Source organism: Saliniradius amylolyticus (genome assembly GCF_003143555.1).
Lineage (GTDB): Bacteria > Pseudomonadota > Gammaproteobacteria > Enterobacterales > Alteromonadaceae > Saliniradius > Saliniradius amylolyticus.
Genome location: NZ_CP029347.1, coordinates 2,616,179 through 2,640,106, shown reverse-complemented (window position 1 = coordinate 2,640,106; position 23,928 = coordinate 2,616,179). Strand labels below are relative to the sequence as shown.

20 protein-coding genes and 1 other RNA gene are annotated in these 23,928 nt (G+C 54.7%); 15 read left to right on the top strand and 6 right to left on the bottom strand.

The genetic code is table 11. From position 1 onward, the window contains the following. Positions 1–41: 41 nt before the first annotated feature. The 5 genes from HMF8227_RS12365 to HMF8227_RS12345 all read right to left on the bottom strand — a co-directional run bounded on the left by HMF8227_RS12365 (position 42) and on the right by HMF8227_RS12345 (position 6,787). Positions 42–3,239 carry a TonB-dependent receptor domain-containing protein gene (locus HMF8227_RS12365; protein WP_109340468.1) on the bottom strand — a complete coding sequence of 1,066 codons (3,198 nt, stop codon included), beginning with the start codon at positions 3,237–3,239 and terminating at the stop codon, positions 42–44. 246 nt (positions 3,240–3,485) lie between these two features. Continuing rightward, positions 3,486–4,049: a division/outer membrane stress-associated lipid-binding lipoprotein gene (gene dolP / locus HMF8227_RS12360; RefSeq protein ID WP_109340467.1), complete on the bottom strand. Its 564-nt coding sequence runs from the start codon at positions 4,047–4,049 to the stop codon at positions 3,486–3,488. Next, a complete protein-coding gene (locus HMF8227_RS12355) occupies positions 4,046–4,645 on the bottom strand; it encodes a D-sedoheptulose-7-phosphate isomerase (RefSeq protein WP_109340466.1) in 600 nt (199 codons plus the stop codon). The genes dolP and HMF8227_RS12355 overlap by 4 nt, the downstream gene beginning before the upstream one ends. Continuing rightward, positions 4,642–4,998 (bottom strand): YraN family protein, encoded by a 357-nt coding sequence (locus HMF8227_RS12350; RefSeq protein ID WP_109340465.1) that lies wholly within the window; start codon positions 4,996–4,998, stop codon positions 4,642–4,644. Before HMF8227_RS12350 ends, HMF8227_RS12355 begins: the two co-directional genes overlap by 4 nt. Next, the gene (locus tag HMF8227_RS12345; RefSeq protein ID WP_109340464.1) at positions 4,988–6,787 is read right to left on the bottom strand and encodes a penicillin-binding protein activator; all 1,800 of its coding nucleotides are present in this window, start codon (positions 6,785–6,787) and stop codon (positions 4,988–4,990) included. The genes HMF8227_RS12350 and HMF8227_RS12345 overlap by 11 nt, the downstream gene beginning before the upstream one ends. Before the next feature lie 78 nt (positions 6,788–6,865). Here HMF8227_RS12345 and rsmI point away from each other — a divergent pair, with 78 nt between their 5' ends. Both rsmI and rnpB read left to right on the top strand, forming a co-directional pair. Then, positions 6,866–7,705 carry a 16S rRNA (cytidine(1402)-2'-O)-methyltransferase gene (gene rsmI, locus HMF8227_RS12340; RefSeq protein ID WP_109340463.1) on the top strand — a complete coding sequence of 280 codons (840 nt, stop codon included), beginning with the start codon at positions 6,866–6,868 and terminating at the stop codon, positions 7,703–7,705. A 92-nt stretch (positions 7,706–7,797) separates the two neighbouring features. Beyond that, an RNA gene (rnpB, locus tag HMF8227_RS12335) (RNase P RNA component class A) lies at positions 7,798–8,183 on the top strand. A gap of 6 nt (positions 8,184–8,189) precedes the next feature. Here the strand turns inward: rnpB and HMF8227_RS12330 are convergent. Beyond that, positions 8,190–9,239 (bottom strand): PLP-dependent cysteine synthase family protein, encoded by a 1,050-nt coding sequence (locus HMF8227_RS12330; protein ID WP_109340462.1) that lies wholly within the window; start codon positions 9,237–9,239, stop codon positions 8,190–8,192. A gap of 242 nt (positions 9,240–9,481) precedes the next feature. On the opposite strand from HMF8227_RS12330, the gene HMF8227_RS12325 reads away from it, so the two are divergent. From HMF8227_RS12325 to HMF8227_RS12265, 13 genes are all read left to right on the top strand, one after another. Next, positions 9,482–10,258, top strand: a complete 777-nt coding sequence (locus HMF8227_RS12325; RefSeq protein WP_109340461.1) for a SapC family protein — start codon at positions 9,482–9,484, stop codon at positions 10,256–10,258. Positions 10,259–10,559: 301 nt separating this feature from the next. Further along, complete coding sequence (gene mraZ / locus HMF8227_RS12320; RefSeq protein WP_109340460.1) at positions 10,560–11,018, top strand: division/cell wall cluster transcriptional repressor MraZ; 459 nt, start codon at positions 10,560–10,562, stop codon at positions 11,016–11,018. Further along, positions 11,015–11,950, top strand: coding sequence for a 16S rRNA (cytosine(1402)-N(4))-methyltransferase RsmH (gene rsmH, locus HMF8227_RS12315; RefSeq protein ID WP_109340459.1), 936 nt, complete (start codon positions 11,015–11,017; stop codon positions 11,948–11,950). The genes mraZ and rsmH overlap by 4 nt, the downstream gene beginning before the upstream one ends. After that, positions 11,947–12,267, top strand: a complete 321-nt coding sequence (gene ftsL, locus HMF8227_RS12310) for a cell division protein FtsL (protein ID WP_109340458.1) — start codon at positions 11,947–11,949, stop codon at positions 12,265–12,267. The genes rsmH and ftsL overlap by 4 nt, the downstream gene beginning before the upstream one ends. Further along, on the top strand, positions 12,264–14,015 hold the full coding sequence (locus tag HMF8227_RS12305; RefSeq protein ID WP_109340457.1) for a penicillin-binding transpeptidase domain-containing protein: 1,752 nt from the start codon (positions 12,264–12,266) through the stop codon (positions 14,013–14,015). The genes ftsL and HMF8227_RS12305 overlap by 4 nt, the downstream gene beginning before the upstream one ends. Then, positions 14,005–15,510, top strand: coding sequence for a UDP-N-acetylmuramoyl-L-alanyl-D-glutamate--2,6-diaminopimelate ligase (gene murE / locus HMF8227_RS12300; RefSeq protein ID WP_109340456.1), 1,506 nt, complete (start codon positions 14,005–14,007; stop codon positions 15,508–15,510). The genes HMF8227_RS12305 and murE overlap by 11 nt, the downstream gene beginning before the upstream one ends. After that, positions 15,507–16,901: a UDP-N-acetylmuramoyl-tripeptide--D-alanyl-D-alanine ligase gene (gene murF / locus HMF8227_RS12295; RefSeq protein WP_109340455.1), complete on the top strand. Its 1,395-nt coding sequence runs from the start codon at positions 15,507–15,509 to the stop codon at positions 16,899–16,901. Before murE ends, murF begins: the two co-directional genes overlap by 4 nt. Beyond that, on the top strand, positions 16,895–17,977 hold the full coding sequence (mraY, locus tag HMF8227_RS12290) for a phospho-N-acetylmuramoyl-pentapeptide-transferase (protein WP_109340454.1): 1,083 nt from the start codon (positions 16,895–16,897) through the stop codon (positions 17,975–17,977). Before murF ends, mraY begins: the two co-directional genes overlap by 7 nt. Further along, complete coding sequence (gene murD / locus HMF8227_RS12285) at positions 17,977–19,278, top strand: UDP-N-acetylmuramoyl-L-alanine--D-glutamate ligase (protein ID WP_109340453.1); 1,302 nt, start codon at positions 17,977–17,979, stop codon at positions 19,276–19,278. Before mraY ends, murD begins: the two co-directional genes overlap by 1 nt. Then, a complete protein-coding gene (gene ftsW, locus HMF8227_RS12280) occupies positions 19,275–20,489 on the top strand; it encodes a cell division protein FtsW (RefSeq protein WP_109340452.1) in 1,215 nt (404 codons plus the stop codon). The genes murD and ftsW overlap by 4 nt, the downstream gene beginning before the upstream one ends. Beyond that, entirely contained in the window at positions 20,482–21,549 is a 1,068-nt protein-coding gene (murG, locus tag HMF8227_RS12275) for an undecaprenyldiphospho-muramoylpentapeptide beta-N-acetylglucosaminyltransferase (protein WP_109340451.1), read from the top strand. The genes ftsW and murG overlap by 8 nt, the downstream gene beginning before the upstream one ends. After that, positions 21,546–22,997, top strand: coding sequence for a UDP-N-acetylmuramate--L-alanine ligase (murC, locus tag HMF8227_RS12270; RefSeq protein WP_109340450.1), 1,452 nt, complete (start codon positions 21,546–21,548; stop codon positions 22,995–22,997). Before murG ends, murC begins: the two co-directional genes overlap by 4 nt. Then, on the top strand, positions 22,997–23,926 hold the full coding sequence (locus tag HMF8227_RS12265) for a D-alanine--D-alanine ligase (protein WP_109340449.1): 930 nt from the start codon (positions 22,997–22,999) through the stop codon (positions 23,924–23,926). The genes murC and HMF8227_RS12265 overlap by 1 nt, the downstream gene beginning before the upstream one ends. The last annotated feature ends 2 nt before the right edge of the window (positions 23,927–23,928 follow it).

The window sequence follows — 23,928 nt, the reverse complement described above, 5'->3', positions numbered from 1 at the left end:
GTCAGACAATTGGTGCTACTTTACTCGCTAAACGGTACTAATTAAAAGTTCATACCGAAGTTCAGGTAGGCTGTGCGGCCAAACAGGTCGTAGCCAACACCCAGAGGGATGTTCTCTACTGAGAATACACCATCATCGTCTGCTTTCGGTGGCTCCTCGTCAAAGACGTTGCGGATACCGAAAGTCACACTGTAGTTATCCTGGGTGTAGTTCAGGGCTACATCATGACGGTAGTAGTCTTCTGTGTATGGCACTGGGCGACAACCTACGTTCAGACCGTCACAAGGAGGATTAGTCGGGTCGAACTCTTCCGGATCATCCAACTCACCCGCCTGAATAAAGCGCGTAATCCAGCTGAGACGGAAGTCGCTGTACTCCAGTGACAAACGAGAGTTTGCTCTCCAGTCAGGATAAGCAGGCTCACCAACGTTATCATCTACGGTACCCAGAATGTCTGTTACCTGTTCTTTCATGTTGGTGGCCATCAGGTCAAGCGTAACGCCCAACGTTTTCTCGGCAACGATGAAGTCCTGGCTGTAGTAGAGGTTGTAATCGATACCTCTGGACGTCTCCAGACCCGCGTTGATGAAGCTGGCGTCCAGTGTCGTCATATCGCCATTGGCATCACGGGTGATACGGCCACAGAAGCCACTGCTACCATCAGGCACTTCCGGGTTGTCATAGCACTGATTGATCATGTACTGATTGCCTGGCTCTACCACGGCGTTGATGATCTCAATGTCATACCAGGTGGCAGACAAGGTCAGATCAAACGCGTCGCTGAAGGGCTGCTCAAATACGAAACCCCATGTTTTAGCGGTGGAGTTTTCTTCGCTAAGCGTTTCAGAACCACCGGTGCTGATTTCCACGTTCACTTGAGAGGTGTACGTATTTTCGGCGCTACCTATGCCCAGGGTTGTTGGGTCAACACCGTTAGCGGAACAAGCGTCCAGGACACGTTGTTGGCGCGTGTCGTTCGACGCGTTATACGTTGGACGTGCATTCGGATCTAACGGATCGGCATCACGGGCCGCTTCGGGCACAACACAAGGGTCGTATACGGTATTAAACCCGGTTGTACCATTCAGGAAGCGCTCACGCAGGTTAGGCGCGCGATACGATTCACCTTTGGTGCCACGCAGCGTAAACCATTCAACCGGACGGTAAACCGTTTTCAGGCTGTAAGTGGTTGCCGGGTCGTAGAAGCTTTCGTCAGTCCAACGGCCAGATGCGGTTACGGTCAACTCTTCAGCGTACTTGTGACCACGAACCAGAGGCAGCTCGAATTCGGTGAATACCTCTCTCATATTACGAGAACCATCGGCGCCTTTGTCCGAGAAGTAATGCTGAATCAGACCCTGTGAGGTTGCCTCATTGGGGTTAGATTCAATTTCGTCTTTGCGGAACTCGGCACCCAGTACGATAGGCACAATTTCATTGTTCCAAGGCAGGGTAAACATGTCGCCGGTAATGAAGCCGCTGAGCATGGTCTGCTTGACCTTGGTTTCCATATAGCGATCGGTAAACAGATACGCCGCTTCTTCGTCGGTGAACGTTCCGCCACCGGCTTGATAGATATTCGGCGCAAACAGGTTTACAGGCACACAGCCATCGGAACCGTTACCACAAGTGACACTGCCATCATCATTCAGCACAGCGGTGTTCAGTGAAGTGCTTAAACGACCTGCGTGAACGCCCTGAATGGTGTTTTCACCCGTCGAGGAGCTGTAAGCAGCATGCACTTCATAGATCCAGTTGCCTTCGCCAATATCATCCATCGCGCCGATATTGCCTTCGAGTCCAGCCAGCAGACGGTACTGAGCTACATCAACATCGCTGCGATCACGATCACCGCGGATGTTCAGAATCGGCTGTGCCAGAACCCGGCCACCTTCTACACCCAGGAATGACAAGCAGTCCTGTTCAGCGTATATGCCGCAAGGGTTATAGGGGTTAGAAGCCGGAACGACAGGGAAGAATTGGCCACCTGGACTGAATGAGTCTGAGCTTCTCTTGGCATAAAGGCCTTCGAAGAAGGCTCTGGTGTCGTTGTCGTCACCAAAGTTGTAGTCGCTGTTCACCATCACAGAGTAACGCTTGTTCGCCGTGATGAAGTCACCGGAACGGAAATAGTCACTGCGACCATAAGCATAGTAGGGGTCTTGGAACGAAATATCCTGCAGACCATCGCCATTGCCATCAACGATACCTGTATCAGGGATGCCGTCGCCATTACCATCCGCCGCTATCCAGCTGGGGTGGAAGCCAACCAGGCTGAATGGAATACCCGTTTCTGTGAAGTTTTCGATGCCGGTGTTGGTGCTACCTGGCGTGTAATAAAGACTGCCGTAGAAGTTGTTAAAGAACACACGGTTGGTCAGTGGGAAGATATCACAGGAATCTTTCGGTCTTTCTGAAGGCGCAAGAGAGCGATACTCAGACAGAATGTTCCCCTGTTCGTCTTCATAGTACAGCTCGGTACACTCGCCGGTGAAGGCATTTTCCGCAATGGACTGGTTTCGCTGATTGTTGTATTCAGCACCAACGGTTAAAGACCATTTGTCAGAGGTTGTGCCATACATGACTGAGAAAATTTCTTCCTCACCGCCGCCTGCCTCTGGATCTGAATAAGAGCCTTCAAACTCGAATCCTTCTACATCCTGACGCAAGATAATATTGGCGACGCCGGCGATGGCGTCTGAACCATAAACAGTTGAGGCACCATCAAACAGGTTTTCAACCCGATCGATCATCACACCCGGAATCAGGTTTAGATCTGCTGCAACGGGGGCACCACCGACACCGGCGGGAGCGATGCGACGGCCATTCATCAGCACCAAGGTTCGTGCTGCACCCAGCCCGCGAAAGCCGATGGTGGAACTGCCCGGACCGTTATCCAGAACGAAGCCACCGAAACTGTTGTCAATCTGCAGGCCAGAAGCCTGAGTACTGGTTTGCAACATATCCTCGGCGTTAAACAAGCCCATTTCTCTTGAGACCTCACCATCAATCACCTGGATGGGAGAGGCGCCAGAGAACTCTTGTCGGCGAATCCGCGAGCCGGTAGTGACTACCCGCTCAATGGGATTATCCTCAACAACTTCTTGAATTTCTTCAGACTGTTGCTCTTCTAAAAGCACGTCTTCTTCTGACTGGGCATAACTGTTGGCCGCTACTGCAAGCGAACCGAACAGCAGTGCGCTTTGCACGCACTGAGCCACTCTAGTTCTTCTAGTCATTTGTGTTTCCCTGTTTGAGTTTTTTATTTAATTATTTGGGGCTGGTTAAAATGCACCCGAGGGTTTTATAACTCGGAAGGTTTGACCAGTTCAACGGAGCGCAGTAATCCCAGAAATGCAGCCTGTAACTGATTATTTACTCTGATTAAGTGTCTCAGTTGAGAGGAGTGTATAGAGAGGGATAGAGGGGTATAAAAGCCGAGAGCCCAGTCAGACTCCCGGCAGTGAAGCTAGAAACGTTGGTTTTTATACATACTCAAAGGCTTTGACCACACGGGCGACGCCATTAATATTACGCACAATATCGACGGCGACATCAGCCTCTTGTCGAGACACCAGGCCCATCAGGAACACTTCCGAATCCTCGACAATGACCTTAATGTGCAACCCATCGACGCGTTCATTGGTCACCAGATTGGTCTTGATTTTTGAAGCCAGCCAAACGTCGTGTGTACGGGTAGAGGCGGCAGTGGGGGCACCAATACGAATCTGGTTATGGACCTTTTTGATATGCGTAACCGCTTGTGCCTGCAATTGCGCCTGACGGCGAGCCTGACTGTCAGGCGCCTGGCCTGTTAACAGAGCCACGCCGTTAAATACTTCGACATTGATATGAGCCTGTTCTTTCAGTCGCTCTATTTTATTGATGCGACTGCTGACTTTGGCTTCCAAAGTGGAGTCGTCCAGCTGGGTGCCCAGGGTGCGACGATCGTGGGCCGCACTGGCCGCAGTAACGCCTGCGCCAACCACGACGGCGGCACAGCCTTGTAACAGGGTGAAACTAAGCAGAATAAGGGTCAGATTTTTCACGACAAATCTCCTGAGTCATCGGGGAACAGACAGTCTTCAATGCCCTCGCACAGGCTGTGGAGGATCATTAGCTGGGTTTCATGAATGCGGGGGCGACTGGATGAGGGGATGCGAATTTCCACATCATTGGGACCGAGCAGACCGGCCATCTCACCGCCATCGTCGCCGCTCAGCGCGATTATGGTCATGTCTCGGCTGAGCGCTGCTTCCATGGCGTTGATGATATTGCGGCTGTTGCCCTTAGCGGCGATGGTCAAAAGCACATCGCCGGATTGGCCCAGGGCGCGGATAGGTTTGGCAAAGATATCGGAAAAATGGGCATTATTGGCGATGGTGGTCATGCCGGTGGTATCACCTCCTACTGCCAGTGCCGGCAGGCTGGGACGATCTCTGTCGTAATGGTCGGTAAGAATGGCGGCAAAGTGCTGGGCCAGTGCCGCTCCGCCGCCGTTGCCGCAACAGAGGATCTTGTTACCGGACACCAGCGCCTGTACCAACATGTAAATGGCCCGCTCAATGTGCTCAGGCAATATTTCCACCGCGGCAATTTTAGTCTGAATGCTCTCGGTAAAATTATCCCTTATTTTCTCGATCATATATGGGTTATCCACTCTAAGTTGTTATTGGTAATGGCCACCAGATCAATTCTGAAGGCACTGGTGTCGGGATTCAGACCGTGGCTTTGCAGGTAATGCTGCACGGCGCGCTCGAACTTACGTCGCTTGTGTCGATCAAAATATTCCTGAGCGTAACCAAAATCGGCCTTGCGACGGAATTTGACCTCGACAAACACCAGCTCCTGGCCATCTTGCATCACAAGGTCGATCTCTCCGGCCTTACAGCGGTAGTTTGACTGTCGGTGTCTAAGACCTTGTTGTTTAAGATACCGGCAGGCCTGTTGTTCGGCACTCTGTCCGATCAGGCTGGCCAGCTGCTGTTTAATCGCCATCGAGCCGCTGGACCTTATCCACGGTGATTCTGGCCTGGGATAACTGCCGGTGGAGTTGCCCTTGCCCATCCATAGTCAGTTTACCTGTCAGGCCTTGCAGGGTCATGCCGGGAATCTCCGCCAACTGCCTCAGGCTTGAAATCATCGCAAGGGCATCGTGACCCATGGCAAAAAGTCTTGCTTGGCTGTCATGACGCTGTGGCCAAAGGCGCTGAACCTGCTGTTTTAACGGTTGGTCAGCGTCGGCCAGAATCCACGGCATATCAATAAAGTTCAGATTGTGTAAGTCCCGCAGGGAGTTTGGCCCTAACTCCTGGCTGTAACTATTTGAGGAAGCATACACTGGCAGAATCCGCGCAAAGGGACTGATATTCGACTCGATAATGGGATTGAGAAGCTCGGTCTGCCCGGCACTGGCAAACAGCACAATGGCATCCAGATCACGGCGGTTGCGGGCAAAGTGATACACCTCATTTCCCTCTACCAGTCGCTGCATTAGCCGAATGCGGTTTTCACTTTGGGCCACGCTTAGGGCTTCGCCCACCACATCGCGCATGGATGCATTGTCGGTAAAGGTGGCCAGTGGCAGTTGCTGGCCGGTCTTTTGCTGCCAGACCTGGACAAAATGGCTGGCCATGCGTTGATAAGGGCTACCGTCGGCACTGATGATAATTGGATGCTGTCGCCCCTGGCTCAACAGGTCACTGACCAGTTGTTCGGCCTCATCTTCTGGCGCCAGTGCGTAAAAATACTGTTCGTCGCTGGCGCGCACCGGCTGCTCCAGCCGGTTCAGAAAGAGTTGTGGCAGGTTTACCGCTGCGTCAACGGGACGTTGTTCGCTAGGGTTCAGGTAGTCGAGGATATTGTCTCGTAGCAGGGGACCGATAACAAAGTCATAGTCGCCTTGTCGTAACTGTTGCTTAGCCTGCTCGAAGAGATTGGTATCCAGAAAAGTGAGTTTAGGTTTGTTGCCAGATACGTCCTCAAAATAAGCGCTCAGCATACCTTGCTTCAGGGCATTCCCCTGGGCCGTAAGGCGACCGGATAATGGCAACAGTACGGCTATATGCCGGGGATGATAGGCGGGCCGTTCCAGTAAGGGGACCAGTGATTCGGGCAGTGGGTATTGCGGGTAGCTCTGCTGCCAGTTTCCAACCGCGTTAAGCATTCGCTTAGCCGGTTGGCGGCTGATGCGTGCCAGCTCCACCCAGGGCCTGACCGGGCCTGATGTGGTTTGCTGTAAATCCTCGTCACTGATCTGTTGCAGGTTTTGCCACAGCGGCGTTAACTGTTGCTCAAGAGCGCCTGGGTTCAGGCTGATAACCTCGGCACGTGCATGGGCGGCCTGCCAGTGCTGGCCTTTGGCTTGATGGAGCTCAGCGGTCAGCCGCCAGCGCTGGGGCAGAAACTGCAGGTTCTGACTGACTGCTTCCAAAGCGTCTTGTGCAAGCTCGTGCTGTTCTTGCTGCAGAAAGCAGAAGCCTTGCGCCAGATAAAGCCGATCCTGCTGCTCTTGGGCTAATGGCTCCTGAATTAAAACCCGAGCCACTTTTAGCGCTTTGGTGCACTCCTGTTGGACCTGCCAGCGCTCGATGGCCTGCAGCAGCAATTCAGGTTGCTGCTGAACGGATGCCTCACGAGCCTGTTGTAAGTAGTCGTCACCACTTGTGGCCGCAACAGGCTCAGGCAGGGCGGTGCCCACTTCCTGCGCCTGCTTCGGTGGCGCTGATGGTGTAGCACAGCCCGTTAATCCCAGAACCAGTGCTGCCGCAACAATGGCTAATCTCATTTCATTAAAAATCCCAGCGCATCCATGAGCAGTAGTTTAAAATGAGCGCCACAACAACACAACGCAAGGCAGGTATTTGTGAATCAATCGGCCACCCTCTACATCGTCGCTACCCCCATCGGTCATCTGGGGGATATCAGCCAGCGTGCCGCTGGGGTACTGGCAGAGGTGGCGGTGATCGCAGCCGAGGATACCCGCCATACCCAGAAGCTGTTGCAGCATCTACAGGTTCAGACTCCTTTGCTGTCACTGCATGAGCACAATGAAAGCCAGCGGGCCGGTCGGATCCTGGAACGTCTGAACCGAGGGGATAATGTGGCCCTGGTCAGTGATGCCGGTACGCCACTGATCAGTGACCCTGGCTATGAACTGGTGCGCCTGTGTCGGCAGCACGGAGTTAAAGTCAGTCCAATCCCTGGTGCTTGTGCGGCAATTGCTGCTCTGTCGGCCTCGGGTCTGCCCACCCATGGCTTTCATTTTTCCGGGTTTCTGCCGGTCAAACAGCAGGCCAGGACTAAGGTCATCGAGTCCTTGGCCGACAGCTCATATACCACGGTATTTTATGAAGCGCCCCGTCGGATTCGCGACACGGTAGCCATGCTGGTGGAAGTGCTGGGCGGTGATCGACGTTGTGTTTTGGCCAAAGAGCTGACCAAGACCTTCGAAACCTTTGTCGGCGACACCGCTGCAGAGATACTGGACTGGCTGGATGCCGATCCTGTGCATCAAAAAGGCGAGTTTGTATTGATGGTAGGGCCCGCCGAGCCAACCGAGCATGGTGTCGCGCCGGAAGCCAAGGCATTGCTGACGGAGCTAACCGTCGAGCTGCCCCTGAAAAAAGCGGCGGCCATCACCGCCCGACACTATGGCCTGAAGAAAAATGTTCTCTATAACCTGGGGTTGGAATTGGGACTTTAGTCACTTACCAGTGATTATCCTGAGGCATTTTTGAGCACTCAGAGCATTAAAAGCCTATACGGAGACGAATTAGCGGCGTAGAATGCGCCCGCGGAGTTGGCCAGGCAATCGCCGCCCGACCACCTAATGGTCTTTGCAGGACGTTGAATGTCATTAGGTGGTCGGGGGGAGGAAAGTCCGGGCTCCATAGGGCAGGGTGCCAGATAACGTCTGGGCGGCGTGAGCCGACGACCAGTGCAGCAGAGAGTAAACCGCCTAAGCGCTTCGGCGCCGGTAAGGGTGAAAGGGTGCGGTAAGAGCGCACCGCGCTTCTGGTAACAGTAAGTGGCACGGTAAACTCCACCCGGAGCAAGACCAAATAGGGTTCCTTGGCGCGGCCCGCGTCGGAACCGGGTAGGTTGCTGGAGCCAGCAGGCGACTGCTGGCCTAGAGGAATGATTGCCCTCGACAGAACCCGGCTTATCGGCCGACTCCGCCCTTTCTTTTAGAGTTCATCAAGCAGCTTGTGTAACTGTTGCTGTGCCTGAGTGGTGTCACCAATGGTTCGGCTCACCCAGTCACTATCGTAATAGGTGTCTGGGTAACGCTCGCCACTGTCACAAATCAGGGTCACGATCGATCCCGTCCGCCCATGCTGCTGCATGGCTTTGGCTTTTTGCAGTGCGCCCCACATATTAGTGCCGGTCGACGGCCCGACTTTGCGCCCGAGCTGTTCACTGAGCCAATGCATGGTAACTACGCTGAGGCTATCCGCCACCGGCTGCATATCGTCCACCACCGAGGGAATAAAGGAAGGCTCGACCCTTGGGCGACCAATCCCTTCGATGCGACTGCCGCAACCCGTGAGGCTGGTATCGCCGCTCTGGTAATAGGGATAGAACACCGAGTTATCGGGGTCCACCACCAATAAACGAGTCTGGTAACACTGATAACGAATATAACGGCCGATGGTGGCGCTGGTACCGCCGGTGCCGGCGGCCATCACGATCCAGTCGGGAATTGGGTGAGGTTCGTGTTGCATCTGCTCGAAGATGCTACAGGCGATATTGTTGTTGCTACGCCAGTCGGTAGCTCGTTCGGCGAAGGTAAACTGATCCATGTAATGGCCGCTGAGCTCCTTAGCCAGTCGCTCAGATTCTGTGTAAATAGCGTCGGGTTTTTCGACGAAGTGACACTGACCGCCGTAAAACTCAATCTGTTCGATCTTTCGTTTAGCGGTGTTCTGGGGCACCACGGCGATAAAGGGAAGACCTAACAGTTTGGCAAAGTAGGCTTCGGAGACCGCAGTACTGCCAGAAGAAGACTCGATAATAGGGGTGCCCTTGCGAATCCAGCCATTGGCCAGCCCATAGAGATACAGAGAGCGGGCCAGGCGGTGCTTAAGACTGCCCGTAGGATGGGTGCTTTCGTCTTTCAGGTAAAAGTCGATGTCAGGCAGCGAGGAGACTGATAATTTAATCAGATGGGTATCGGCGGAGCGCTGAAAGTCCGCCTGAATATTCTCGATGGCCTGATTGACCCACTCTCTGCTCATAATAACTTACATCTTTTGGTTATAAGGAGAGCCAAGGCTAGAGTTTTCCTGGCTCGCTTGCAAGTTTCAGGCTTATCATGTCGACTATTACTCAATAATTTTCCCCTTAACTGCCAGTTTCTAAACAGGTTTTTAACAAGTGTTTATTTTATGCCCGGTCTGGCCCTTGCAATGGGTGACATTCGTAGCCAGATCACCGACACTGACGCAGTTTTATTTAACCACTAATAAAGAGAAGTAATATGGCTCAGCAAGACTTTGTGGTCCTGAACAAGGACGAGCATAAAGACCTGAAAATCAAACACGACCCAACATTGGCCCATGGCAAAGAATCTCACCTGATTGCCATTGCCGTGAACGAATATGCCCGTGCCGCCAGCTCGGTACCAATCGTGTTGATCAAAGACGATAAGAATGACACCTACCACAGCACCGGCCTTTATGGTCTGGAAGCCAACAAGAACCTGTATTTCTCCGAAGAGGGGTGGCAGGCGCACTACGCACCGCTGAATCTGCAGCGTTATCCGTTCGACATTCGCCCTGAAGGCGAACAGTTGATCGTGTTTATCGATCAGGGCAGCGAACTGGTCAATAAAGACGAAGGCCAGGCGTTGTTTGACGGTGACAAGGCCTCTGAATATCTGGAAAGCCGCCAGCGTATGCTGGGCGACTTGGTGCGCGGCGAAAACATGACTCGTGAGTTCATCAAAGAAGTGGATGAAATGGGTTTGATCGACGAGTTGAATCTGGGCGTGATCTTTAAAGATGGCACCCGCAAGAATCTGGTCGGCCTGTACAACATTAATGAGAAGAAGCTGCATGAGCTGACCGACGAGCAGGTACTGCAACTGCACCGTCGCGGTTTTATGGGCGCTATCTATGCTATGTTAACGTCTGTGGGTCAGTTAAACCGTTTGGTTCAGCTCTCACAAAACAGCGATAACCCGGTTCAGGGTATCCAGGTACTGCCTAAGCAGGAAGAACAACAGCAACAAGAGGCAGAAGCACCTACCGCCTAATGCCTTCTCGAGGCTGCCGGTTGGGCAGCCTCGCCACATTCCCTCTCACTATCGTCTCTCAATAGACCCTATTAGCCTCGATTTTAGCCCTTAATCACTTCGCCACGGGGCAGCACTGTCGCTTTTTGCCACTTTTCTCCACGTTTTCAACTACTTCGATAAAGCCCACGAATATCGGGGCCTGTAGCGTGATCAAAAGCCTGGGTTAATGCTTGACAATGGATACGGGTGGTACCTAAACTGCTCATTGTGGGTAAAAGTGGCAAAAAGTGGATAATAACAACTTCAATAAGGCTAGGGGATGTTCCGCGGCGCTAATGCAATCAATCTAGACAGCAAAGGACGAGTAGCGATTCCAACACGCTACCGGGACTTGCTGGTGGATGATTGTCAGGGACAGTTGGTGTGTACCATCGATATACAACAACCCTGTTTGCTGCTTTACCCACTCCCCGAATGGGAAGAGATTGAGCTCAAACTGAGTCGCCTATCCAGTATGAATCCCCATGAACGTCGACTGCAGCGACTGTTATTAGGCTATGCCTCTGAGGGAAATATGGATAGCAACGGCCGTTTCTTATTGTCATCACCCTTGCGCCAGCACGCTGGCCTGGAAAAACAGATCATGTTGGTGGGCCAGCTGAATAAGTTTGAAATCTGGGATGAGGCCACCTGGCAGCAGCAAATTCATGCGGATATCGAAACCGAGCAGACCGGTGATTTCGATCTCAGCGAACGTTTACAGGATTTCTCATTGTGATGGCGGGGCAACAACATCAATCGGTGTTACTGGACGAGTCCATTAACGGCCTGGCGATTCAGGCCGATGGCGTTTATGTAGACGGCACTTTTGGCCGGGGTGGTCACAGTCGCGCCATTTTAGAGGCTCTGGGGGATAAGGGGCGTCTGATCGCCTTTGATCGTGACCCCAGCGCCATCGCAGCCGCTGAAGAATTTGCCGACGATGCGCGTTTTGAAATTGTGCACCAACCCTTTTCCAGTATGGTGGACGAGCTGGCTGAGCGAGGCCTGCTGGGTCAGGTGAACGGCATCCTGCTGGATTTGGGCGTGTCCTCCCCCCAGTTGGATGATCCCAAACGCGGTTTTAGCTTCTTACGCGATGGTCCCTTGGATATGCGCATGGATACCACACGCGGACAGAGTGCCGCCGATTGGTTGGCCGAGGCCGAACTGGAAGAAATGGTCACCGTAATCAAGGAGTTCGGCGAAGAGAAGTTCGGTCGCCGTATCGCCCATGCCATTGTGGAAACTCGCCAGCACACGCCCATCACCCGTACCTTGCAGCTGGCCGAGCTTATCGATGAGGCGGTGCCGGTCAAGGATAAGTATAAGCATCCGGCGACTCGTACCTTCCAGGGCATTCGTATTTTTATTAACAGCGAGCTGGACGAGGTCAGCAAAGCCTTACATGGCACCCTGGAATGTCTGGCTCCCGGTGGGCGTTTGGCTGTGATCAGCTTTCACTCGTTGGAAGACCGGCTGGTCAAACGTTTTATGCGTGAGCAGAGTCGGGGGAAGCAAGTGCCTGCGGGCTTGCCCATCACGGAAGACGAGCTGAATGCCAGTCGCACCATGAAACTGGTTGGCAAGGCGATAAAGCCTTCGGCCAGCGAAATCGAACGCAACAACCGGGCCCGCAGCTCGGTATTAAGAGTGGCGGAGAAGCTATGACAGAGTCTCAGCCCAGATTCCATCTAGCGGTTCTAATATGGACCGATCTGACTCGCCACCCCGGGCGAGTTTTGTTGTATTTATTGGTTATGGTCAGCACGGCGGCGGTGATCCTGAGTGCTCACCACAATCGCCAGATGATCATTAAGCACGAACAGCTTATGCAGCAGCGGGATGAACTGGATGTCCAGTGGCGGCATTTGTTGCTGGAGCAGAGCGCATTGACAGAGCATAGCCGTCTGGAAGCGGTGGTTCGGGATAAGTTAAATATGCGTCGGCCACAGCCGGACGATGAAGTGGTAGTGAGGATCCGATGAGTCGCGCCAGTGGACACGCCAAGCGCAACCAAAAACCACGCCTGGTGCAGTGGCGCTTTGTGCTGGTTACCACCGTGGTTACCATGGTGTTCGGTGTGCTGGTGGCCAGGGCGGCCTATATCCAGGTGATCGAGCCGGATAATCTTATTGAGCAGGGTGACAATCGAACCAAGCGCACCCGCTATACTCAGGTTCACCGTGGAATTATTACCGACCGCAATGGCGAAGAGCTGGCGGTCAGTGTGCCGGTGCGAGCCATCTATGCCGATCCCAAGGTGATTCACGATAACAATGCCTTTGCCAATACGCGTCGCTGGCAGGCCCTGGCTGAGGTATTGGGGCAGAATTTAGCGGATATTCAGCAGCGGGTTTCAGATCCCACCCGACGTTTTGTGTATATTCAGCGTCAGGTATCGCCGGCCATGGCTGAATACGTGGACAAACTGGATATTCCGGGCATTTACCTGCGCAACGAGTCGCGCCGCTATTATCCTACTGGCGAGATCTCGGCTCATTTAATTGGCTTTACCGACGTGGATGACCGTGGCATCGAAGGCATTGAGCGGTTGTACAACGACTGGCTGACTGGCACGCCTGGCAAACGTAAAATTCGTCGCGATGCTAAGGGCCGACAAATTGAGGTGCTGGAACAAACTCAAGGTGAGGCGGCTAAAGATCTTTCCCTGACCATCGATCAGCGTATTCAGGCGCTGGCCTACACCGAATTAAAACAGGCGGTGGCCGCTTATCAGGCCACGTCGGCCTCTGCGGTGGTGGTGGACCCCAACAGTGGCGATATTCTGGCCATGGTAAACAGCCCTTCATTTAACCCCAATAACAGAGCGGGTGTGTCGGCCCACCGCATTCGTAACCGGTCGGTGACCGATACCTTCGAGCCGGGGTCCACTTTAAAGCCTCTGGCTGTGCTCTCAGCGCTGGAATTTGGCAGTGCTGAACTGGGCGAGGTGGTGGATACATCGCCGGGCTGGATGCGTCTTGGCGGCAGTCGGGTGTCCGATGCCCGCAATTATGGTGAACTGGATCTGACTGGGATTATTCGTAAATCCAGCAATATGGGCACTTCCAAGCTGGCATTGTCGGTGCCAAAAGATCACTTTATCGACCTTTATTACCGCATGGGCTTGGTGGGTGATACCGGTACCCGCTTGCTTGGCGAAAGTGGCGGCATATTCCACGAACGCCACCGCTGGTCTGACTTTGAACTGGCCACCTTGTCCTTTGGCTACGGCATCTCGGTGACGACACTGCAACTGGCGCGCATGTATTCGGTGTTAGCCACCGGTGGTATCAGTCGCCCTTTGCATATCGTTCCCACTGAGCAGGACCCGGCCTACCAAACAGAACGGGTCAGCAGCGAACGGCATACTCAGGCCGTAGTAGAAATGATGGAGCATGTGGTACTCGATGGGGGTACGGCTCCTAAGGCGCGCGTGCCGGGCTATCGGGTGGCCGGTAAAACCGGGACCAGCCGTAAGGCGGTGGCCGGTGGTTATGGTGAGGAATACATCAATATTTTTGCTGGCCTGGCTCCGGTTTCCAACCCCCAGCTGGTGGTCGTAGTACTGATCAATGAGCCGGGCGGCGACCTTTATTATGCTGGTGATACGGCGGCCCCCGTGTTTGCGGAGATTATGGCCGGTGCCTTGCAGTTACTGAATATACCGCCCGATGACCGAGACGTGTCATCCCTGGCCTCGTTGTCGGCAGGAGGGCGCAATGAATCCTGAGTCCGTTGTAATGAATTTACGAGATCTACTGATGCCCTTTGGCATCGATGCACCCGCCATCGAGCTGACAGAAATGGTGCTCGACAGTCGGGAAGTGGCTATCCATAAATTATTTGTCGCCATCAGTGGCCATCAACTGGATGGGCGAGATTTCATTCCGCAAGCGGTTAGCCTTGGAGCCAAGGCGATTTTAGCCGAGACGGATGATGAGGCGGTGCATGGTCAGATGGAGATGCGCGAGCAGTCGATGATCGTGCAGTTTTATCGCTTGAAAGAGTCCCTGTCAGCCCTGGCGGCGGTTTTCTATAGCCAGCCCGCCGAGGCCATGAACGTGGTGGCGGTTACCGGCACCAATGGCAAGACATCCACCGTACAACTGACCGCTCAGTTGGCTGAACGACTGGGCCAGAAGGCCGGTACCATTGGTACATTGGGGGCTGGGCCCATGGATCGGCTTAGCAGCCTGAAAAACACCACGCCAGACGCAATCAGTATTCAGCGTCTGATGGCCGACATGCGCAGCCAGGGGGTGCAGCAGGTAGCCATGGAAGCCTCTTCCCATGCTTTGGTCCAACATCGCTTGTCCAGTCTGAAGACCGATGTGGCCGTATTTACCAACCTGTCGCGGGATCACTTAGATTATCACGGCGATATGAATCGCTACGCCGCCGCTAAACGTTTGTTGATTCAACAGCCCGGGCTCAAACATCTGGTGTTAAATGGTGATGACGCCGAGAGCGAGAACTGGCTGCGCCTGGCCAATCCACGTCAGCAGGTGACCTTTTATGGTCTTAATGCGCCGCGACATCCAGAGCAGCCCTACATCCGTGCCGAACAGATTGTTTACCAGCCCACCGGGACTCGCTTCCGACTGGTTTCCCCCTATGGCGAGGCCGAGATCCAGACTGCGCTGATGGGCGCCTTTAATGTGTCCAATCTGCTGGCTGCTATTAGCGCTCAGCTGGTGACTGGCGCCCGGTTTGATGAGTTGGTGAAGCAAGCCCCTCAATTGACCCCTGTGCCAGGACGCCTGGAAATTTTCCAACAGGGCGACTCGCCCTCCTTGATCGTCGATTTCGCGCATACTCCGGATGCGCTGGAAAAAGCGCTGGAGGCCTTGGGACAACATACGCAGGGTAAGGTGGTTTGCGTGTTTGGCTGCGGTGGCGACCGTGATGCCGGCAAGCGGCCGCTGATGGGCGCCATTGCCGAACGACTGGCCGATGAGGTGATCATCACCAATGACAACAGCCGCAGTGAAGATCCGGCCAAGATTGCCGCCGATATTCAGGCTGGAATGACAAACCCTGGGGCTGCTCAGGTAGAGCTGGACCGACAACAGGCCATTCGTCGGGCGTTTCAACAAGCCAGCAAGGGAGACTTAGTTCTGCTGGCCGGTAAGGGTCATGAGCCCTATCAGATCATCGGTGACCAAACCATAAATTATAACGAAAGGCAGTTTGCCGAAGACCTAGTCAAGGGGATAACACAGTGATTGCGGTAACCTTAGAATGGATTGCACAACAGCTTAACGGGCGCCTCGAAGGCTCCGATATTGAGGTGAACAACGTCAGTACCGATACCCGCAGTTTGCAACCGGGGGACCTCTTTATTGCCTTGACGGGACCCAACTTCAACGGTCACCACTTTGTTCCACAGGCTGAGGCCGGGGGCGCCGCCGCTTTGGTCTGCAGTCAGTCGGTGAAGACCAACCTGCCGGTGATCTATGTACAAGATACCCGCCAGGCCCTGGGGCATTTGGGCGCGGCGGTGAAGCAGCAGGTACAGCCCAAGACCATTGCGATTACCGGTAGCAGTGGCAAGACCACGGTTAAAGAGATGACGGCGGCCATTTTGTCCCGACGTGGCAGCGTATTGGCCACGCAAGGTAATTTTAATAACGACATTGGCGTGCCGTTGACCTTGCTTAGGTTGGAAGAAAGCCATGAGTATGCAGTGATGGAGCTGGGCGCCAACCACCTTGGTGAGATTGCCTACACCACTAGCCTGGTAAAACCGGATGTGGCCACCATCGTCAATGCCGCCGCTGCACATTTAGAAGGCTTTGGCTCGTTGCTGGGCGTGGCTCGGGCTAAGGGAGAAATCTTCAAGGGGCTAGGCGACAAAGGCCTGGCGATTCTGAACGCGGACAGTCAGTTTTATAACTTCTGGCAGGGCAAGATTTACGGTCCGCGCATTCAGAGCTTCTCTGAGCAGAGCGGCGACTACTGCGCCAGCGATGTCATTCTGGGGCTGGATGGTTGCGCTCAGTTTATGATGCACACCCCTCAAGGGGATGCCGATATCCTGCTTCCCGTGCCTGGATTACATAATGTGTCTAATGCCCTGTGTGCGGCGGCTCTTGCCATGGGGGTAGGTGCCTCCCTGGAAGACGTGCGTATGGGCTTGCAGCATATGACCCTGAGCAAGGGACGGCTGAACGTAAAACAACTCACCAATCAGGTGCGCATTATCGATGACAGCTACAACGCCAATGTGGCCTCAGTAAAGGCGGCCATTGACCTGTTGAGCAGTTATGCCGGCAAGCGAGTGCTGGTGCTGGGCGATATGGCCGAACTGGGTGAAAGGGCACGCTTCTACCACGAAGAGGTGGGGGAATATGCCAGGGACAACAATATCGACTTGCTGTTCAGCCTGGGTGTGCTCAGTCAAAACGCCAGCGATACGATGGATGAGCGAGGCGAGCATTTTGAGCAGGTGGCGGCGCTGGTGGAACGACTCGGCGAACGGTTGGGCAATGAACAGCAGGACATTACTATCCTGGTAAAAGGCTCCCGCAGCGCGGCGATGGAACGGGTGGTCGAGGCGCTGGAGGCCTCACCGCTGGGAAAGTTGCAGAGGCTTAGGGAGCGAATGGCATGTTGATTTGGCTGGCCGAATGGCTGCAACAATTTGACCCTGGCTTCAATGTCTTCTCCTATCTGACACTGAGGGCGATTCTTAGCGTGCTGACGGCGCTGCTGATCGCGGTATTATTGGGGCCCGGTACCATTCGCTGGTTGCAGCGGATGCAGATCGGCCAGACGGTTCGGGATGACGGCCCGGAGTCTCATCTGTCCAAGTCAGGCACGCCCACCATGGGGGGTGTACTGATCCTATCAGCTATCGTCAGCAGCACGCTGCTGTGGGCGGACCTCAGTAATCGCTATGTGTTGGTGACACTGTTTGTGATCATCACCTACGGCCTGATTGGTTTTGTGGACGACTACCGCAAGGTAGTGCGTAAAGACCCTAACGGCCTGATCGCGCGCTGGAAGTACTTCTGGCTGTCAGTGGTGGCCATATTGGTGGCTTTCTACTTGTATTCCACCGCTCAGACTGAGGTGGAAACCGCCTTGATTGTGCCCTTCTTTAAAGAAGTGATGCCGCAGCTGGGGCTGATGTTCCTGGTACTGACGTATTTTGTGCTGGTGGGCACCAGCAATGCGGTCAACCTGACTGATGGCCTGGACGGTCTGGCCATTGTGCCAACCATTCTGGTAGCCGGGGCACTGGGCGTATTCGCCTATGTGACCGGTAACGTTAACTTTGCCCAATACCTGAATATTCCCTTTATTCCCTTAAGTGGTGAGCTTTTGATCATCTGCACCGCCATCGTCGGGGCAGGCTTGGGCTTTCTCTGGTTTAACACTTATCCGGCGATGGTGTTTATGGGGGATGTGGGGTCGCTGGCCCTTGGAGGCGCGCTAGGTATTTTGGCAGTCTTGGTGCGTCAGGAGTTGGTTTTGGTGATCATGGGCGGCGTCTTTGTGATCGAGGCCATCTCGGTGATTTTGCAGGTGGGATCGTACAAATTACGGGGGCAGCGGATTTTCCGTATGGCACCTATTCATCACCACTATGAACTGAAAGGTTGGCCGGAGCCTCGGGTTATTGTGCGCTTTTGGATCATCTCCCTGATTCTGGTGTTAATTGGTTTAGCGACATTGAAGATTCGGTAATGACGAAGACTATGATGCTAAAAAACAAACGCGTTGCAGTGGTTGGCCTGGGGCTGACTGGGCTGTCCTGCGTGCGTTTTTTGCATCAGCAGGGGGCGCAGGTGCTGGCCATGGATACCCGGGCCCACCTGACACCTGAACTGCCAGCCGGTACCGATGTTCAGTTGGGGCCGTTGGATGCCCAGAGTCTGGTGTCGGTAGACTTTATCCTATTGAGCCCGGGCTTACCGCTGAGCGAGCCAGCTCTGGTGTCAGCAAGGCAGGCCGGGGTAGCCATCCTGGGCGACATTGAACTGTTCGCCCGCTTTAACAAGACCCCGGTGGTGGCCATTACCGGTTCTAACGGCAAAAGCACCGTAACCCGCTTAGTGACACAGATGCTGAAAGCCAGCGGCAGGAAGGTTGCTGAAGGCGGTAATATCGGCCGACCCGCGTTGGAACTGCTAGAAGATAACGCCGATGTGGTGGTGCTGGAGCTGTCCAGTTTTCAGTTGGAAACCACCGACAGTCTGGCGCCTCTGGCCGCTACCATCCTCAATATCAGTGCCGACCACATGGACCGCTATAGCAGTCTTGAGGATTACGCCGCTGCCAAGCAGCGTATCTATGTGGGTGCCAAACACTGTTTTTATAACCGTGAGGACCGCTTAACCTGGCCCGAGCGGCCGAACCGCCAACAAAGCTTTGGTCTGTCTGCGCCGGAAACGGGCTGGGGATACGATCCCAGTCACGATATGATCATCCATAACAGTAAACCACTGCTCGAGTTTGGCGTTTGTGGCCTGGTAGGTCAGCATAATTTGCTCAATATTCAGGCTGCTGCTGCCCTATCGCTGACGGCAGGCGCCAGCCTGGAAGGCGTGGTCGAGGCCGCGACACACTTTACCGGGTTGCCTCATCGCTGTGAGTTGGTGCGCCGGACGCAGGGCATTAGCTGGATCAATGACTCCAAAGGCACCAATATCGGTGCCACCCAGGCGGCCATTGATGGTCTGGCACCGCAGGTAGCGGGCAGATTGATCTTAATTGCCGGTGGTGATGGCAAGGGCGCTGATTTTAGCACTCTGGATCTGTCCCGGGTACAGGTACTGATTTGCTTAGGCAAAGACGGACAGCGCATCGCTGAACAACATGACTCGGCCCAACTAGTGGCCGATATGAATGAGGCGGTTTTCCAGGCCAGTCGGATAGCAAAAGACGGCGATATGGTGCTGCTGTCACCTGCTTGCGCCAGTCTGGATATGTACGCCAACTATCAGGCCCGCGGTCAGGCTTTTGTCGATGCGGTGGAGGCGTTATGAATTCAGTCCAACGTCTCAGTCCTGATAACTTCTGGCAACGTACTTTGAAGCTTGGCCATGATGCCCGTGGCATGCGTCCCTACGATTTAGGTTTGCTGCTGGTGGCCGTAGCCTTGCTTAGTCTCGGCTTGGTGATCGTAACGTCCGCGTCCATGCCGACGGCGGCACGCTTGTTCGACAACCCGTTTCACTTCGCTGTTCGACATGGCATCTATATTCTGCTCGCCATTGCGGCAGCGCTGGGCACCATGCAAATTCCCATGAACTGGTGGCGTCAGAGTAGCGCCTGGTTATTACTGGCGGCTATCGTCCTGTTGGTCGCTGTGTTGGTGGTGGGGCGCACGGTCAATGGCAGTACCCGCTGGCTGGCGGTCGGTCCGATTACCATTCAGGCCGCCGAACCAGCCAAGCTGTTTTTCTTCTGTTACCTGTCCGGTTATCTGGTGCGTCGTTATGAGGAAGTGACCGAAAACCTAAAAGGCTTTATCAAGCCACTGATTGTACTGTTTGTGCTGGCACTGTTGCTATTAATGCAGCCGGATTTAGGCACGGTGGTAGTGATGTTTGCCACCACAGTGGGGTTACTGTTCCTCGCTGGTGCTAAGTTGTGGCAGTTCTTCGGCTTGCTGATTACCGGTCTGTCGGCAGTGGTGGCGCTGATTATGTTTGAAGAATACCGGTTGCGACGCATCACTGCCTTCCTTGACCCCTGGGCGGACCCTTTTGGTAGCGGCTATCAGCTTACTCAATCCCTGATGGCCTATGGCCGTGGCAATGTATTTGGCCAGGGGCTGGGCAATAGCGTGCAGAAGCTGGAGTACCTGCCAGAGGCACACACCGATTTTATAGTGGCCATTCTGGCCGAGGAGCTGGGCTTTGCCGGAGTGCTGGCGGTGCTGGCCATATTATTGGTTCTGGTGATGAAGGCTCTGAAGTTAGGCAACCTGGCCTTGCAGCAACAGCGGCCTTACGAGGGCTATCTGGCTTACTCCATTGGCATCTGGTTTAGCTTCCAGACGGCGGTTAACGTGGGGGCCAGTGCCGGTATTCTGCCGACCAAAGGTTTGACTCTGCCGCTGGTGAGTTATGGTGGCTCCAGCCTGATTTTAATGGCGATTGCCGTGGCAATCCTGGTACGCATCGACTTTGAGCTGCGCATGGATGGTGTGCAGGCCTTGTCCGAGCACCGGCGGGAGGCAGGTCATGAGTAAACGCTTACTTATAATGGCCGGTGGTACGGGCGGACATGTGTTCCCGGGATTGGCTGTGGCCGATTACCTGGCCGCCGAGGGCTGGGAGATCCAGTGGCTGGGTACGGCCGAAAAAATGGAGGCCCAGGTAGTGCCGGATGCGGGCTACAGGATTCATTTTCTGGCTATCAGCGGCATTCGTAAGAATGGCCTGCTGCGTTTGTTGGCAGCACCGTTTAAGATCCTGGCCGCCATTTTTCAGGCCCGTAAGGTGATTAAGACCTTCCGCCCCCACCTGGTACTCGGGATGGGCGGTTTTGCCAGTGGGCCCGGCGGTATAGCCGCCTGGCTGACAAGTGTGCCGCTGATCATCCACGAGCAAAATGCCCTACCGGGGTTTACCAACAAGGTGTTGCACCGTTTGGCGGCCAAAACCCTGACCGGCTTCGACCATACCTTCGATGAGGGCAAAGCTACCTGGGTCGGCAATCCAGTGCGCCAGGGCTTTATCGAAGCTCAAAAGGCCGAAGCGATTCATCAGCCGGTGAGGGTGCTGGTGGTGGGCGGTAGCCTGGGGGCGCAAGCGTTAAATCGCAATCTGCCGGCCATCCTGGCTCAGAGCCCGGCGTTGGAGGTGCATCATCAGTGCGGAAAGGGCAATCGTGCTGAGGTAGAGGCTCAGTATCAGACCGCGGGTACTCAGCACAGTGTGACGGTGAGCGAGTTTATCCAGGATATGCCCCAGGCTTATGAATGGGCGGATCTGGTGATCTGTCGCGCCGGGGCACTAACGGTGTCGGAAATCGCCTGTGTGGGGGTGGCGGCGGTGTTTGTGCCGTTGCCACATGCGGTGGACGACCATCAGACCAAGAATGCCCAGGCGCTGGTACAGGCCGGGGCGGCGCGGTTAGTACCGCAGCCACAATTACAGACAGAACAAGGCAAACACATCATTATGCAGTTGATCGGTGAGCCGGCATTGCTGGGGGAGATGGCAGAACATGCCAGGGCACTGGCCCGACCCGACGCCACAGAGCAGGTGGCGCATTACTGCAAACAGCAAGTGGAGAAGACGTTATGACCACAGCCAGTGCTTACAAAGTGCCCGAGATGCGCCGCATCAAACGCATTCATTTTATCGGTATTGGTGGTGCCGGTATGGGCGGTATCGCAGAGGTACTGCTTAACGAAGGTTATCAGGTATCCGGCTCGGATATTCAGACCAATGCCATGACCCAGCGTCTTAACGACTTAGGGGCAGAGGTCTTTATCGGACATCAACAGAGTAATGTGGAGAAGGTTAACGTGGTGGTGGTTTCCAGTGCCATCGACCCGACCAATCCAGAAATTATTGCGGCCCGGGATAAGCGCATTCCGGTGATCCGCCGCGCCGAGATGCTGGCCGAACTCATGCGCTTTCGACACGGCATCGCGGTAGCGGGAACTCATGGTAAGACGACCACCACCAGTTTATTGGCGACCATCTTTGCTGAAGGTGGTCAGGACCCGACCTTTGTGATCGGAGGGCTGCTCAACAGCGCGGGGACCAATGCTCGTTTAGGCAAGAGCCGTTACCTGATCGCTGAGGCCGACGAGAGTGATGCGTCGTTTCTGCATCTGCAGCCCATGATGGCCATCGTCACGAATATTGAGGCCGATCACATGGATACCTATGAGGGTGATTATCAGCGCATGGAAGACACCTATGTAGATTTTCTGCACAACCTGCCGTTCTACGGCTTGGCCGTCCTATGTGCCGACGACCCTGGAGTACAGAAGTTATTGCCACGCCTGGGACGGCAATATATGACTTATGGCTTTTCCGAGGGGGTGGATGTCAGAGGCATCAATGTTAGCCATAACTTCAATCAGAGCCGCTTCACTGTGGTATTGAAGTCCGGTCACTCATTTGAGGTGACCCTAAACCTGCCGGGTAAACACAATGTGCTAAATGCCCTGGCGGCGATTGCCGTAGCGCTGGAAGAAGGCATTGAGCCTGATGCCATCGCCAGTGCCCTGAATGCTTTTGAAGGCATCGGTCGGCGCTTCGAGTGCCTGGGTGAATTTGATACCGGTAAGGGTAAGGCGATCCTGGTGGATGATTATGGTCATCACCCTACCGAAGTGGCAGCAACCATTGCCACTGCCAGAGCCAATTGGCCCGACAGGCGCCTGGTGATGGCTTATCAGCCACATCGCTATAGCCGCACCCGGGATCTCTATGAAGATTTTGTTAAGGTGCTGTCAGGCGTGGATATGCTGCTCTTGCTGGAGGTGTACCCGGCCGGTGAGGAACCCATTGAAGGGGTGGACAGCAAGGCGTTGTGCCGCTCCATTCGACAGCGCGGGCAGATTGAGCCCATCTATGTGGCCGGACCCGATGAGTTACCCGGTGTATTGGCCGAAGTGATCGACGATCAGGATCTGGTGATGACCCAGGGTGCCGGTAATATCGGCAAGCTGGCCCGTCAGCTTCAGTCGATGCAATTGGACATTGAAACGATGAAAGGCTCTGGAGGTCAGCACTGATGACACCTGAGCAGTATGGCAAGGTAGCAGTGATGCTGGGTGGTGACTCGGCAGAGCGGGCGGTGTCGTTAAAGTCAGGTCAGGCGGTGCTCGAAGCCCTGCAACAGGCAGGGGTAGATGCCTTCGCCTTTGACCCCAGTGAACAGCCGCTGCTCGAGTTAACGGAAGCCGCTACGGATCGGGTGTTGATCATGTTGCACGGCCGTGGCGGGGAAGACGGCGTGATGCAGGGGGCTCTGGAGCAAATGGGGCTGCCTTATACCGGCTCTGGTGTGTTGGGCTCGGCCCTGGCGATGGACAAGGTCCGCACCAAACAAATCTGGCAGGCTTTAGACTTGCCGACACCGGCCCATAAGGTGGTACATAAAAGTCGCTTTGAGCGGGCCCAGTGCGCCGATATAATGCGCACCCTCGGCGGTGTGGTGATGGTAAAGCCTGCCCGCGAAGGCTCAAGTTTGGGTATGGCCAAGGTCACAGAGACGCAGGAACTGGCGGACGCCATCGAACAGGCGTTTACGCTGGATGAGCGGGTGTTACTGGAACAATTTATTCAGGGGCGGGAGTTCACTGTGGCCTTGCTTTCCGGGCAGGTATTACCATCTGTGAGCATGACTACCCCCAGAGTGTTTTATGACTATCAGGCCAAATACGAGGTGGGTTCTACCGAGTATTTTTGTCCCAGTGGTCTGTCAGAGCCTCAGGAGCAGGCTCTGGCAAACTTAGCCCGTCAGGCGTTTGAAGCGGTGGATGCCAGCGGCTGGGGCCGGGTGGATTTTATGCAGGACGAGCAGGGACACTTTTACCTGTTGGAAGTGAATACGGTGCCGGGCATGACGGCAAAGAGCCTGGTGCCTATGGCTGCCAAGCAGGCGGGCCTGAATTTTGAACAATTGGTGATGGGCATTCTGGCCACCGCGACGAGGCGCTGACC

Coding starts and splice junctions, on each gene's coding strand:
- HMF8227_RS12365 (WP_109340468.1), bottom strand. CDS start 3,239: ATGACTAGAAGAACTAGAGTGGCTCAGTGCGTGCAAAGCGCACTGCTG.
- HMF8227_RS12355 (WP_109340466.1), bottom strand. CDS start 4,645: ATGATCGAGAAAATAAGGGATAATTTTACCGAGAGCATTCAGACTAAA.
- HMF8227_RS12350 (WP_109340465.1), bottom strand. CDS start 4,998: ATGGCGATTAAACAGCAGCTGGCCAGCCTGATCGGACAGAGTGCCGAA.
- HMF8227_RS12345 (WP_109340464.1), bottom strand. CDS start 6,787: ATGAGATTAGCCATTGTTGCGGCAGCACTGGTTCTGGGATTAACGGGC.
- HMF8227_RS12330 (WP_109340462.1), bottom strand. CDS start 9,239: ATGAGCAGAGAGTGGGTCAATCAGGCCATCGAGAATATTCAGGCGGAC.
- HMF8227_RS12325 (WP_109340461.1), top strand. CDS start 9,482: ATGGCTCAGCAAGACTTTGTGGTCCTGAACAAGGACGAGCATAAAGAC.
- mraZ (WP_109340460.1), top strand. CDS start 10,560: ATGTTCCGCGGCGCTAATGCAATCAATCTAGACAGCAAAGGACGAGTA.
- ftsL (WP_109340458.1), top strand. CDS start 11,947: ATGACAGAGTCTCAGCCCAGATTCCATCTAGCGGTTCTAATATGGACC.
- HMF8227_RS12305 (WP_109340457.1), top strand. CDS start 12,264: ATGAGTCGCGCCAGTGGACACGCCAAGCGCAACCAAAAACCACGCCTG.
- murE (WP_109340456.1), top strand. CDS start 14,005: ATGAATCCTGAGTCCGTTGTAATGAATTTACGAGATCTACTGATGCCC.
- mraY (WP_109340454.1), top strand. CDS start 16,895: ATGTTGATTTGGCTGGCCGAATGGCTGCAACAATTTGACCCTGGCTTC.
- murD (WP_109340453.1), top strand. CDS start 17,977: ATGACGAAGACTATGATGCTAAAAAACAAACGCGTTGCAGTGGTTGGC.
- ftsW (WP_109340452.1), top strand. CDS start 19,275: ATGAATTCAGTCCAACGTCTCAGTCCTGATAACTTCTGGCAACGTACT.
- murG (WP_109340451.1), top strand. CDS start 20,482: ATGAGTAAACGCTTACTTATAATGGCCGGTGGTACGGGCGGACATGTG.
- murC (WP_109340450.1), top strand. CDS start 21,546: ATGACCACAGCCAGTGCTTACAAAGTGCCCGAGATGCGCCGCATCAAA.
- HMF8227_RS12265 (WP_109340449.1), top strand. CDS start 22,997: ATGACACCTGAGCAGTATGGCAAGGTAGCAGTGATGCTGGGTGGTGAC.